The sequence below is a fragment of the Ruegeria sp. C9 genome, from assembly GCF_056537585.1.
In genome coordinates, this window is record NZ_JBQFRU010000002.1 from 484544 (window position 1) to 497230 (window position 12687).

General features: G+C 57.4%; 11 protein-coding genes. 8 read left to right on the top strand and 3 right to left on the bottom strand.

Going from position 1 to position 12687, the window contains the following annotated elements:
- Positions 1–8: 8 nt before the first annotated feature.
- Positions 9–440, top strand: a complete 432-nt coding sequence (locus tag ACR0NE_RS06595; protein WP_480459315.1) for a hypothetical protein — start codon at positions 9–11, stop codon at positions 438–440.
- A gap of 62 nt (positions 441–502) precedes the next feature.
- Here the strand turns inward: ACR0NE_RS06595 and ACR0NE_RS06600 are convergent, their stop codons facing one another.
- Positions 503–1921, bottom strand: a complete 1419-nt coding sequence (locus ACR0NE_RS06600; protein ID WP_170595391.1) for a protein adenylyltransferase SelO — start codon at positions 1919–1921, stop codon at positions 503–505.
- Between the two features lie 86 nt (positions 1922–2007).
- Here ACR0NE_RS06600 and ACR0NE_RS06605 point away from each other — a divergent pair, with 86 nt between their 5' ends.
- Together ACR0NE_RS06605 and ACR0NE_RS06610 are read left to right on the top strand one after the other, a co-directional pair.
- Positions 2008–2427: a cupin domain-containing protein gene (locus ACR0NE_RS06605; RefSeq protein ID WP_170595389.1), complete on the top strand. Its 420-nt coding sequence runs from the start codon at positions 2008–2010 to the stop codon at positions 2425–2427.
- Positions 2428–2431: 4 nt separating this feature from the next.
- Positions 2432–3322: a fatty acid desaturase gene (locus tag ACR0NE_RS06610; RefSeq protein ID WP_170595386.1), complete on the top strand. Its 891-nt coding sequence runs from the start codon at positions 2432–2434 to the stop codon at positions 3320–3322.
- 64 nt (positions 3323–3386) lie between these two features.
- Here ACR0NE_RS06610 and ACR0NE_RS06615 read toward each other — a convergent pair whose 3' ends face one another.
- Complete coding sequence (locus tag ACR0NE_RS06615) at positions 3387–4466, bottom strand: anhydro-N-acetylmuramic acid kinase (RefSeq protein ID WP_370644450.1); 1080 nt, start codon at positions 4464–4466, stop codon at positions 3387–3389.
- A gap of 650 nt (positions 4467–5116) precedes the next feature.
- Here ACR0NE_RS06615 and ACR0NE_RS06620 point away from each other — a divergent pair.
- A complete protein-coding gene (locus tag ACR0NE_RS06620) occupies positions 5117–6196 on the top strand; it encodes a Hint domain-containing protein (protein ID WP_170595383.1) in 1080 nt (359 codons plus the stop codon).
- A gap of 298 nt (positions 6197–6494) precedes the next feature.
- Complete coding sequence (gene tyrS / locus ACR0NE_RS06625; RefSeq protein WP_170595380.1) at positions 6495–7745, top strand: tyrosine--tRNA ligase; 1251 nt, start codon at positions 6495–6497, stop codon at positions 7743–7745.
- 77 nt (positions 7746–7822) lie between these two features.
- Here tyrS and ACR0NE_RS06630 read toward each other — a convergent pair whose 3' ends face one another.
- Complete coding sequence (locus tag ACR0NE_RS06630) at positions 7823–9310, bottom strand: adenylate/guanylate cyclase domain-containing protein (protein ID WP_170595377.1); 1488 nt, start codon at positions 9308–9310, stop codon at positions 7823–7825.
- A 341-nt stretch (positions 9311–9651) separates the two neighbouring features.
- Here ACR0NE_RS06630 and ACR0NE_RS06635 point away from each other — a divergent pair, with 341 nt between their 5' ends.
- The 3 genes from ACR0NE_RS06635 to ACR0NE_RS06645 are packed head-to-tail and all read left to right on the top strand — an operon-like array spanning position 9652 to position 12684.
- Entirely contained in the window at positions 9652–11202 is a 1551-nt protein-coding gene (locus ACR0NE_RS06635; RefSeq protein WP_170595374.1) for a trimethylamine methyltransferase family protein, read from the top strand.
- Between the two features lie 19 nt (positions 11203–11221).
- Positions 11222–11953, top strand: a complete 732-nt coding sequence (locus tag ACR0NE_RS06640; protein ID WP_170595370.1) for an SDR family oxidoreductase — start codon at positions 11222–11224, stop codon at positions 11951–11953.
- Positions 11950–12684 (top strand): SDR family oxidoreductase, encoded by a 735-nt coding sequence (locus ACR0NE_RS06645; protein ID WP_170396703.1) that lies wholly within the window; start codon positions 11950–11952, stop codon positions 12682–12684. Before ACR0NE_RS06640 ends, ACR0NE_RS06645 begins: the two co-directional genes overlap by 4 nt.
- Positions 12685–12687 lie beyond the last annotated feature (3 nt).

Genomic DNA, 12687 nt, shown 5'->3' on the forward strand with positions numbered 1-12687 from the left:
AAACGGCCTTGAGCCCGCGCAGCCTCTCGGTCACCTTCACGATCATGTTCATAAGGTTTGTCCACCCGATCAAGATAGAAGATATGGACGCGCGTCAGGGGTTCTTCTGCGCGGCCTACGACCTGCGCGACACCACCGCGCTGGATAAATACACATTCGATCGAATTGAGGCGCTATTGGCTTGGTTCCGGGAAAACCTTGAAATCCCCTATCGGTTCAACAGGACAAAATCTAAAGGCGCCTTTCAGCGCAATACCAAAGGCCTCAGCTGGTTCAAACCCGAAGCCAATGAGGTTTTGGGCAAGTCGTATGAGATGGTCGCACTGCTCAAAGAAAACGGATATCAGATCGATACTCTGCGATCAGACCGGATCGGCTACGTTGTCTATGAAGATGCGTGTCAGGTGATCGCCGAACCCTTTGCAGACACGCCCCGATAGCCTCGAAAGCTGAAACTTCAAAAGTTTCAGGCTCGGTTTCTTCACAAGAAACCGTCTCTTTGCTACGTACCGCAGAATGTCGCGTGCACGACCTCGTTCTTCGCCGGAGGGCGCATCAGGTCAGCTGATTCTGGTTGATCCTCATACGGCCGTGACAGCACTTCATTCAGTCGATTGAACGGTGCGTAATCGCCCTGCACCGCAGCCTGAATCATCTGCTCCACCCGATGATTGCGTGGAATGAAGGCCGGATTGGCCACAGCCATCACGTCCAAAGGCGCATCCTCACGCGCCAAGCGTTCCTGCCACCCCTTTGCCCATTCGTCAAAAGCCGCCGGGTCGGCAAACTGGTCTCGCGCGTGGTCGCTGCCCAGCGCGCGGAACGTGTTTGTGAAATCCGCCTGATTCTGCGCCATCCGCGTCAACAGGTCCGAGATCATTTCAAGATCCCCCTCCTCTGCCCGAACCAATCCGATCTTGGCCCTGAAACGTTCCAGCCAATGTGCCTGCATCAACGCAGGCATGGCATGGACAATTTCGGTGGCCTCTTCGACAGCTGCGTCCTTGTCCTCAAACTGCTGAATTAGAGCCGTTGCCAGCTGCGCCAGATTCCAAACCGCAATCTCAGGCTGGTTCGAGTAGGCATACCGCCCCATCCGGTCGATCGAGCTATAGACTGTATTCGGGTGATAGCTGTCCATGAACGCACATGGGCCATAGTCGATCGTCTCACCGGCGATCGAGCTGTTGTCAGTATTCATGACCCCGTGAATGAAACCCACGCTCATCCATCGGGCGATCAACCCGGCCTGCGCATCCCGAACCGCGCGCAACAAACCCATAGCCCCGTCCGCCTCAGGATAGTGGCGCTGAATGGCATATTCAGTCAGCCGTTGCAGGCTCTCTAACTGCCCTCGCGCTGCAAACACCTGAAACGTGCCCACCCGCAAATGGCTCTGCGCCACACGTGTCAGTACCGCCCCGGGCATCGGACCCTCGCGCAGCACGATCTCTCCGGTTTCAACCGCTGCCAACGCGCGCGTGGTGGGAATGCCCAGCGCATGCATCGCCTCGGAAACCACATATTCGCGCAAAACCGGCCCCAGCCAGGCACGTCCATCTCCCTGGCGCGAGAAAGGTGTCTGCCCTGAGCCTTTCAATTGAATATCCCGCCGAATCCCGTCGACTCCGACCGTCTCACCTAACAAAACCGCGCGCCCATCTCCTAGCTGAGGGTTATAGGTGCCAAACTGATGCCCGGAATATAACTGCGCCAGCGGCTCGGCCCCTTCGGGCACAGTATTGCCCGCAAAAGCCTGCGCCATCTCTTCAACGTCGCCCGGCGCAATCCGCAACAGTCGCGCCAGATCACTGTTGAAGGCAACAAGCTTTGGTGCACGCACAGGCACGGGCCCCTGCCGCGCAAAAAAGGTGTCCGGCAGGCGAACATAGCTGTTGTCAAACGGGATCATCAAAGTCATGCGGCAAACATATGCTCTGCATACACAATTGCCATAGCAGATCGTGCGCGTGCGTGCATAATCCCACAAACAGACCCGAGGCTCCCATGACCGCGCAAGACATCATCCAACACCTGAACCTGCAGCAGCACCCCGAAGGCGGCTGGTTCAAAGAGACCTGGCGCGCCGACAATCCCGGCCGTGCCACCGGCACTTGCATCTACTTCCTACTGGCAGAGGGTGAGCGCAGCCACTGGCACAAGGTAGATGCGACCGAGATCTGGCTCTACCATTCCGGCGCTCCGCTGATCCTCTCGCTCAGCGCCTCCGATACAGGCCCTGCCAAAGACCACATCCTGACACCTGATCTGACCCAAGGCGCACCGCAGCTTATTGTACCCAAGGGCCATTGGCAGGCGGCGCGCAGCAGTGGAGACTACACGCTAGTCAGTTGCACTGTTTCACCGGGATTTGAATTTGACGGGTTTGAACTCGCGCCACCCGGCTTTGATATTCCAGGAGTGTAATTCCATGGACCACCGCGCCCTGATCGCCGCGATCCCGCCCGAGACCAAGGACAGACTGCAACAGCGGTCAGACACGGCAGGTCTCAGACATCTAGCGATCTATTTCGGCGCTTTGACAGCAACCAGCACCGGTATCATCCTACAGGTTCCCCTCTGGCCGCTACTGCTCCTGCCGCAAGGCCTATTGCTGGTTTTCCTCTTTACGCTCAGCCACGAATGCACCCACAAGACGCCGTTCAAAACCCCTTGGATCAACGAAGCGGTTGGGCACCTTGTCTCAATTCCCATCTGCCTGCCATTCACATGGTTTCGCTACTTTCACCTTGCCCATCACAAATGGACAAACCACCCGACCAAAGACCCGGAACTTGGCGGCAAACCCCGCCCCGAAAACTGGCGCAGCCTTGCGATCTATCTCAGCGGCTGGCCATATTGGACGGGTATGGCCCGTGTGTTGACCGACAACGCGCGCGGCAGGATTGACGCCGCTTACCTGCCAACCCGCCAGCACCACGCCATACGAACCGAAGCCCGAATATTGTCCACACTAAATGCCCTGGGCGCACTCAGCCTGTTCTTCAGCCCCTTGTTGTTCTGGCTCTGGCTTCTGCCCGTCCTTATCGGCCAGCCTTTCCTGCGCCTATACCTGCTCGCCGAACACGGCCTCTGCCCGCCGGTGGCAAATATGCTCGAAAACTCCCGTACCACCTTTACCAATCGAATGATCCGATTTCTGGCCTGGAACATGCCCTACCACGCGGAGCACCACGCCTTTCCAAACGTGCCTTTCCACCACCTTCCAGCCTTCCATCGCTGGACCCAAGCACACCTGCAATCCACCTCGGACGGCTACACCGAATTCACTCTAGATTACGCCCGCGCCCTAAATCGCTAGATCCGCCTCTTCATCTGGCTAAAAATACCTCGGGGGAGTCGCGCAGCGACGGGGGCAGCGCCCCCTACCCGCTCACCACGACACCCCTCGCCGGAGACGACACGACACCACCCCCGACCAGCGCACTTACCCCGGTGGTACCCGGGCAAGAGGTCGGCAATCCCCGCGCCACACGCACGGCAAGGTAGGCAAAGGCCTGCGCTTCCAGCATGTCTCCGTCCAGCCCAACCGCCTCAACCGGTTCGACCGGGCAATCCAGCGACACGCGCAGCATTTCCATCAGCACTGGGTTGTGACGTCCGCCACCGGTAACCAGCATGCGCACAGGCGGCTTGGGACAATGCTCCATCCCCTGCAGCACACCCGCAGCGCTCATCCCAGTCAACGTAGCCACCGCATCCGCATCGCTCAGCTCGGTCACCAGACCAATCATTTCCGAGAAATCATTCCGGTCCAGCGATTTGGGCGGCATTCGGTTGAAATAGGGCTCGGCCAGAAACAGCTCCAGTGCGCCGGTCTCGACCGTACCCTCTCGGGCCAGCGCGCCGTCCCGATCCATCGGCAACCCCAACCGCGCCTGCATCAGATCGTCAACCGGCGCGTTGGCAGGTCCGGTGTCGAAAGCCAGCAACGCCCCTGGCGCTTCAGGCCCGTCAAAAGACGGGTCAACATAGGTCAGGTTCCCAACACCGCCCAAATTGAGGAAACACAGCGGCTCTTCCGCCCCGATCCATTTGGCGCAGGCGAAATGAAAGAACGGGGCCAGAGGCGCACCCTCTCCGCCCAGCGCCACATCATCGCTGCGAAAATCCCAGACCACCGGCAGCCCCAAAGCCTGCGACAGACCCAGCCCGTCACCCACCTGCAACGTGCCACGCCCACGCGGCTCATGCGCCAATGTCTGACCGTGGAAGCCGATCAGATCGACCTCTTCGAACTCTGAAAGAACCTCGGCATGTGCCCGGGTCACCAACTCAGCCGAGATATCAACCTTTGGTCCATGCCAAAGCCCCAGCGCCGCGCGCAGTGTGGCACGCTCTTCTTCGGAATAAGCGCGATACCCGCTGGGACCAAAGCCGAATATCTGCTGCCCATCGGTTTCAACGACCGCAGCGTCCACACCGTCCAGCGATGTGCCCGACATGGCCCCCAACGCTCTGATCGCCCCCGATTTGCTGATGACCCTGCCCACGCCGACCTCGTATTGCGTCTCTCCACCCGTTTCGCCGGGTTCTGAGCACAACCTGCACGGTAATGCAAAGCCAAGGCAAGACACATCATGCGCGAGCTTCATTTTTCTTGGAAAAGGTGCCTTTTCCTTGCCTCTGCCCCCGCCTGTACCGTGCGCCGCTACAGAATTCCGAAAGGTACGAGACCGCGAATGAAGGCGACAAGGCGTTCCCAAACGCAGCGCAGTTCCGAGTGCTCATAAAAGAGCTGTACAAAGTCCATTACCACATGTTCGCAGATCGCTACAGCAGGTGCCAAGCTCTCCCAAGAATGCCCGTCGCCGGTTTCAGTGTTCCACTTGGTCTGAAGCACCTACGATCATTCCATATAGCTCAGCTTCGTCAGATTTTCATTGAAACAAAGCGACTGAATAATGGCCGGTACTTTGGGATGTTCAGTGCAATAAAAGCGCAGGCTCAAAACCCCGGATATTCGCACATGTTGCACCAATGCTTATAGATGAGATACTAATATGCAGCAAAGCACAGACAACAAATTGAGGACGGGTGAGTAGGTTCATACCGCTTAGTAAAAAGCGGCAGTGAATTGGCCTGAACAGGGTTTATGCCAAACATATACGGTGCATTTCGGACGGACACGACTCTGACCACGAACCAGGCCCAATTCGGCGGCGTTGGAACGACATTTCAGATCTCCGCGTACAATACGATCGAAATTACTGATGGTGTTGACCCCAACACCATCGAAGGAGACGGTGTAAACAACGAATTCCCAGACGATCCCACGCAAACCTATCTGGGGAATGCAATTGCTTGGGACTACAATTACATAGTCACGGATGGCACCAATACCTATACGATTGGCGTTTTCGACTATGATTCCAGCGGCAACGGCGCGTTTGGCGGCGGAGCCGAGCAAGGATTCTTCATCGGCTTTTTGGGGGATGTCCCCCCGCTCAACACAACACTGACGATCACGGCGCTGGGTGACGGTGCCTTCGCCAGTCCAGTCGTAAATCTGCCCGTTGACGACTTTGTTCCCTGTTTCACCAGTGGCACGAATATTCGGGTAAGGGGTGGTCATAAGGCGGTCGAGGATCTGAAAGCCAGCGATGAGATCGAAGTGTTTGATCCCACAGGTGATGGGCCCGGATTTGCCACCCTGCTGCGGGTGTTTCGCCGTACGATATCTGCCCCGGAACTGGCCGCAAACCCCAAACTGCGCCCGGTTCGTATCAGCGCCGGAGCGTTAGGTCTGGGCTTGCCTCAGCGTGATCTTGTGGTGTCCCGGCAGCACCGCATGCTGGTGTCTTCAAAGATTGTCGAGCGTATGTTCAGGACTTCCGAAGTCCTGGTACCCGCCGTCAATCTGACTTCGCTGCCCGGTATTTTCATCGACCAGGATGCCCAGAGCGTCGAGTATTTTCACCTTCTTTTTGGACAGCACGAGGTAGTCTATGCCGAAGGCGCACCATCGGAAAGCCTGTTTACCGGACCGGAAGTGCTCAAGGCCATCAGTCCAGAAGCACGAACAGAAATCCTGAGCATATTCCCCGAGATAGCAGAACTGGAATTTGCCCCCAAGCCCGCCTGCCCGATCCCATCCGGGAAGCTGCAAAAGCAACTGATTGAACGCCACATCAAGAATGAAAAGCCGCTTCTGTCCAGACACACTGCACTCTAGAACCAGAGGTTATCCGGCAGGACTTGGTACGCTTCAAAGACTGACGCGATATTCTGTGTTTCGCTATGCGTTATTTCTTCGCGTTTCCCTCAGAAAGCTTATCCGCAAGATTCTTTCAGTGCGGACTGCACTTGCTCGCCAATGACTGGACATTCCGCGAGACTTAGGGAATTAGAAAGCCAGTCGCATGAATTTACCTTCCGTCGTGCGACCTAGCGGGTCTGGTTTTGAAACTACTGACCTATGACTTACACCAGCCCTTGCAGAGAGGGCCAGAACACAAGGCCTGTTGAGCGTCATGACCTACCACCCCAAATCGGATTTCATCGCCACGATGATCGAGCGCGGCTTTCTCGCCGACTGCACCGATTATCAAGGCCTTGACGACGCTCTGATTTCTGGGGTGCAGACGGCTTATATCGGCTATGACGCCACCGCACAGTCGCTGCATGTAGGTCACCTGATGAACATTATGGTGCTGCGCTGGTTGCAGAAAACCGGCCACAAGCCAATTACCCTGATGGGCGGCGGCACCACCAAGGTGGGCGATCCCTCGTTCCGCTCGGATGAACGCCCCCTGCTGGGCCCTGAACAGATCGACGCCAATATCGCAGGCATGAAGCAGGTGTTCTCGAAATACCTGTCTTACGATGACAGCGAGACCGGCGCGCTGATGCTGAACAATGCCGAATGGCTCGACAGCCTGAACTACCTCGATTTCCTGCGCGATATCGGGCGGCATTTCTCGGTCAACCGGATGCTGAGCTTTGAATCCGTGAAATCGCGGCTGGATCGTGAACAGTCGCTGAGTTTCCTCGAATTCAATTACATGATCCTGCAGGCCTATGACTTCCTCGAACTGAACCGCCGGTATAACTGCGTTCTGCAGATGGGCGGCTCGGACCAGTGGGGCAACATCGTCAACGGCATCGACCTAACCCGCCGGGTGCTGGATCACGAGATCTATGGCCTCACCACCCCCCTGTTGACCACCAGCGATGGCCGCAAGATGGGCAAATCACAGGGCGGTGCGGTTTGGTTGAACGGCGACATGCTGAGCGCCTATGAGTTCTGGCAGTTCTGGCGCAACACGACCGACGCCGATGTGGGCCGGTTCCTGAAAATCTTCACCGAGCTTCCGGTGGACGAATGCGACCGCATGGCCGCGCTGCAAGGGTCCGAAATCAACGAGGCCAAAATCCGCCTCGCCAACGAAGTCACAACTCTGCTGCACGGTGCAGAAGCCGCTGCAACCGCCGAGGCGACCGCGCGCGAGGTGTTCGAAAAGGGCGGCGTTGGCGGAGACCTCCCGACCCTGACCCTCAGCGCATCAGAGCTGGGTGACGGCATGTCCATCGTCCAGCTGATCGTCAAATCCGGCCTCGCCAAATCCGGCAAAGAGGCCAAGCGCCTGATCGCCGAAAACGGCGCCAAACTGGACGATGCCCCGCTGACAGATGCGGGCTTGATGATCGACGCAGGCGCGTTGTCATCGCCGATCAAGCTGAGCGCGGGCAAGAAGCGTCACGCTCTGGTTCAATTGGGCTGATCCAAATTGGGCGGTCGCCGCCGGGTGGCCGTCCATTGAAGTAGAAGTGGCAGATTAATTAGGTCGAGACGTAGTGGTCAGCTTTTGGTTTTAGAACCGATCAAGAACCACGTTTTCACAGAACCCAATCCCTTTATCTCCACCACGCCTCGGGGTTCGAAGTCGTAGTCCGCTTCAAGCTCCTCTTTTGCGGCACCCGTTACCTGGATCCTCCCCGGTTCACCGTGGCTCTCCATCCGGCTGGCGGTGTTCACCGTTTCCCCCCAAACATCATAGAACAACTTCTGGTTTCCAATGACACCGGCGACAGCAGGCCCTGCGTGAAGTCCGATTCTTACTTGAAGCCCATCCGGAAAATCAGGTGAGATTTCCGCAACCGACCGTTGCACGTCCAGAGCCATCTCGGCGACGCGATGCACCGGGTCGCCGACCGGAGACGGCATACCTGCCGCGACCATATAGGCATCACCAATTGTCTTGATCTTTTCCAATCCGTGTTTGTCGGCCAATTCATCAAATAGACGAAAGATCTTGTTCAGAAACCCGACTACATCTTCCGGCGGCAGTTTCGATGCCCGTGGCGTGAAATCCACGATATCAGCGAATAGTATTGCAACCTTGGGCAAACTGTCAGCGATAGTCTGGTCTGGCTCAAGCTTCAATCTTACCGCAATGTCTTCTGGCAGCAGATTGTAAAGCAACTTTTCCGACCGGTCGTATTCGGCTTCCAATTCGGCTCGCTGGGTCTCTACCTGTTCATAAAGATCACCCAGACGCGCACTTGTTGCATTCACGTCGTTTGCCAATTTGCCAAGCTCGTCGCGATTGGGGACATCAACTCGCGCCGCGAAATCTCCTTCGGCGACAACGCTAAGTGTTTGGCCAATTCGGCGCATTGGCCAGATCAGTGACGAAGAGATTGCGTAGCCAAGAAAAAGGGCTGCCCCCATTGCAATTGTTGCCGCCGCCACGACCATTTTGCGCGTCGATTGGTAAACTTCGGCATTCCTATTTGCCCGGTCACGCATCTCTGCTTCGGCGCCCTGCACAAGATTATACGCATCGCTTTGCAGTGAACGAACTTGGCGAAAAATCTGATCCAATCCCAATTCGGCGAGATTCTGCATGTCTCCGTCTCTTCGAAACCGCACCATGGCGGCGGCCTTGGTTTTGATGTCGCCCAAATCTGCGCGGATTTCATCAATGGTTTGGAACTCTTTTCTGCCCGCCTGCAGGAATCGACGTATCCCTTGCGCAATGTGATGTTGCAGGTTCTCGATCTGACCGATGAAATTGCCGGTTGAAAATGCAAAAATTTCGTCCGAGTCGTCCCCGGGCGTCTGATCGATGACCAAGGACAAGTTCATCAGGTTCAACTCGCTCAGCGCCAAATGGATTTCGTTGAAATATGCAATCCTCTCCTGATCATGGATCATCGCATCGACACGCCTGTTCGATTGCTGCAAGGCCGACACCGCAAAAAGCGCCAATCCCAAAAGCAACAAGGTGATACCCAAAAACGCCATCAGCAGTTTCACCCGCACAGACAGGGCAGCTTTTGCCACGCTCCTTACGATCAGATTTGGTTGCTGAGAGTTCCTAATGCCCCGCTCCCACATGGATTAAGCCCGTCTCGAATGGTGCCGATACATTAATCAGAATACAGTCTGCGGGCGGACTAGTCACTTTTGGCCGCAATTCTTTGGCCAGATCGTCTGCTTCGCTGCCATTGCATGATGTTAAACACAAACTCCCACAAAGATGCGTTTGAGATGCATTAGTGAACCTCCTTCGAGTTGCCGTTTATTTGACGAAACCCCAACGTCGCATTTCGCAACAGTCTTTCGCATTCCTGCATGTGGACCTCACCCTTTCCGTTCCACTCTGAACCGGAAGGAGGCACCATATGACCAGAACTGCCACAGCCACACGTACCGGAGGGCGCTCTGCCCGGCGCGCCATGCGCACCGCTCCAAACTTCGAGATGTTGCCGGGCCTGACCCGCGGCATTCCGTTATGCGAAGTGATGGACGGCGCCCAGGTTGAACGCATTGATGCGGCCTCGATGGATATTCTGGAAAACGTAGGCGTTCAGTTCCGTGACCCCATCGCGCTGGAAGACTGGAAGAAGGCTGGTGCCAAGGTAGAAGGCGAGCTCGTCTATCTGGATCGTGGTCTGGTGCGCGAGTTGATCGCGACCATTCCGTCAGATTTCACCTACCACGCGCGCGATCCGAAAAAGAACGTGCGGCTGGGCGGTAAACACTCGATCTTCGTGCCGATGACCGGAGCGCCCTTCCTGCGCGATCTGGAAGATGTGCGCCGCAACCCGACGCTGGACGATCTGGCGATGTTCCACAAGCTCAGCCATATGTTGCCCGCGCTGCATTCCTCGGCCCATCACATCGTGGAGCCCTATGATCACCCGATCAGTCAGCGGCATCTGCGGATTACCTATTCGTCAATGAAGCACTCTGACAAAACCTTCATGGGCATGACCACCAGCCCCAAGAATGCCGAAGATGTCATGGAGATGTGCGCCATCCTGTTCGGCGAGGATTTCCTTGAAGATCACCCGGTCACCACTGGCAATTGCAACGGCAATTCGCCGCTGATCTGGGATGAAACCATGTTGGGCGCGATGCGCGCCTTCTGTCGCCGAAAGCAGCCGGTGTTGTGCTCGCCCTTCGTTCTGGGCGGGGCCAATACGCCTGCCAGCGTTCCGGCGACCGTGGCGCAACTGAATGCCGAGGCGCTCAGCGCGCTGGCCTATACGCAGGTGATCCGCAAGGGCGCGCCCGCGATCTACGGGCACTACCTGTCGACCGTCTCGATGAAATCCGGCGCGCCGATGGCAGGCACGCCCGAGATCAGTCTGATGAACTTCATGATTGGACAGATGGCCCGGTATTACGAAGTGCCTTGGCGTACCTCAAACACTCTGGGCGGAGCCAAGACGTTCGACGCGCAGGCAGGCTATGAATCCGCAACCACTCTGCAGGCCGTGATCCATTCCGGCGCCAACTACATCTGGCATTCGGCGGGCTGGAACGAGGCCGGGATGCACTGCTCGACCGCCAAGTTCATCGTTGACGCAGAACAATGCGCCATGGCCTATCGCATGGCCGAGGGCCCGAAATGGGGCGATTTCGATCAGGCCGTTTCGGCAGTCGGTGATATCGGTCCGGGCGGGCATTACCTTGGGCATCCGCATACGCAGGACAATTTCCAGAGCGCATTCTTCATGCCGGATATGTTCGACAACAACTCGATCGAACAATGGCAGGCTGAGGGTTGTGTTGAAATCACCGAACGCGCCCTGAAACACGCCCGCAAGCTGCTGGCCGAGTATCAGGAACCAACGCTCGATATCGCCAAGAACGAAGAGCTGCTGGATTACATCGCCCGGCGCGAGCGTGAAATACCGGCTGCGGATGAGCTGAACCAGTCCTACTAAATCCCGGGGAGGTACACGAATGAGGTTCGCTGAAAAAACCGCACTCGTCACAGGGGCGTCGGGCGGGATCGGGGCCGCCATCGTCAGCCAGCTGCGGGCCGAAGGCGCGCGTGTGGCTGTTGCTGACCGCGATGTGGGCAGCCTTGAAGCCGAGGCGCATCTGCCCGGCGATCTGCGCGATCCCGACTATTGCGACGGGCTGGCCTTGGCCGCGCATCAGGCGCTGGATGGTCTTGATATCGTGATCAACAATGCAGGCGTGATCACCCGCGGCCCGGTGACTGAAACATCCGATGAGGATTGGGCCCTGTCCGTCGGAGTGAATGTTGAGGCCCCTTTCCGTATCTGCCGCGCTGCGATTCCAATCATGGCGGCGGCGGGTGGCGGTGCTATTGTGAACACTGCCTCGTGCTGGGGCCTTCGACCTGGCCCGGATCATGCGGTGTACTGCATGACCAAAGCGGCCATTGCCAGCCTCACCCAATGCATGGGGCACGATCACGCCCATCAGGGCATCCGCGTCAACGCCGTTTGCCCGAACGAGGTGAACACACCGATGCTGCGTTCGGGCTTTGCCAAACGTGGGTTCGATCCTGATACGGCGATTGCCGAGCTTGGGAAGTCGGTGCCTTTAGGGCGTATCGCCGAACCCGAAGATATAGCCGAAGTGATCCTTTTTCTCGCCTCGGATTCGGCGCGCTACATGTGTGGTGCTCTGGTCGAAGTGAATGGGGGCAAGCCGGTGCAATGAAAAGATTTGCAGGAAAAACAGCGCTCGTGACCGGTGGCCGCAGTGGCATCGGACAAGCCATCGCCCGGCGGCTGCGCGAAGAAGGGGCTAATGTCTACACTGCGCAGCGCGGTAAAGATGATGAGTTCCCCTCTATCCCGGCGGATTTTGCCAACCCGGAAAGCCCGGCGCAGATCATCAAGCAGGTTGTGGACAGCGCGGGCCAGCTGGACGTACTGATCAACAATGCAGGCATGATGCAGGAGGCCTCCGTCAACGACATGCCGCTTGAAGATTGGCAACGCAACCTCATGGTCAACCTGACCGCCCCGTTCCTGCTGATCCAGGCTGCACTGCCACATCTGCGCAAAACCAAGGGCAGCATCGTCAATATCGGCTCGGTCGAGGGGTTGGGCAGCAACCCCGGCCACGCCGCCTACTGCGCCTCTAAGGCCGGGCTGCATGGGCTGACCCGCGCGGTTGCCGTGGATCACGGAGCAGAAGGCATTCGCTGCAATGCGGTGGCACCGGGCTGGATCGACACAGACCTCAACATCGATTTCATCGAGAGCATGAACAACCCCGGCGCATTCCGCCGGGATATCGCCCGCATTCATCCCGTAGGCCGCACCGGCGACCCGAAAGAAGTCGCCGCACTGGTCGCGTTCTTGGCAGCCGAGGAAGCGGGTTTTGTCACCGGTCAAATTTACACGATCGATGGCGGACGGATGGCAAAGCTCAGCCTGCCCTGACCA

Excerpts from the sequence above, each read along its gene's own strand:
- ACR0NE_RS06600 (WP_170595391.1), bottom strand. The coding sequence starts at position 1,921 with ATGACTTTGATGATCCCGTTTGACAACAGCTATGTTCGCCTGCCGGAC.
- ACR0NE_RS06605 (WP_170595389.1), top strand. The coding sequence starts at position 2,008 with ATGACCGCGCAAGACATCATCCAACACCTGAACCTGCAGCAGCACCCC.
- ACR0NE_RS06610 (WP_170595386.1), top strand. The coding sequence starts at position 2,432 with ATGGACCACCGCGCCCTGATCGCCGCGATCCCGCCCGAGACCAAGGAC.
- ACR0NE_RS06615 (WP_370644450.1), bottom strand. The coding sequence starts at position 4,466 with ATGTCGGGCACATCGCTGGACGGTGTGGACGCTGCGGTCGTTGAAACC.
- ACR0NE_RS06620 (WP_170595383.1), top strand. The coding sequence starts at position 5,117 with ATGCCAAACATATACGGTGCATTTCGGACGGACACGACTCTGACCACG.
- tyrS (WP_170595380.1), top strand. The coding sequence starts at position 6,495 with ATGACCTACCACCCCAAATCGGATTTCATCGCCACGATGATCGAGCGC.
- ACR0NE_RS06635 (WP_170595374.1), top strand. The coding sequence starts at position 9,652 with ATGACCAGAACTGCCACAGCCACACGTACCGGAGGGCGCTCTGCCCGG.
- ACR0NE_RS06640 (WP_170595370.1), top strand. The coding sequence starts at position 11,222 with ATGAGGTTCGCTGAAAAAACCGCACTCGTCACAGGGGCGTCGGGCGGG.
- ACR0NE_RS06645 (WP_170396703.1), top strand. The coding sequence starts at position 11,950 with ATGAAAAGATTTGCAGGAAAAACAGCGCTCGTGACCGGTGGCCGCAGT.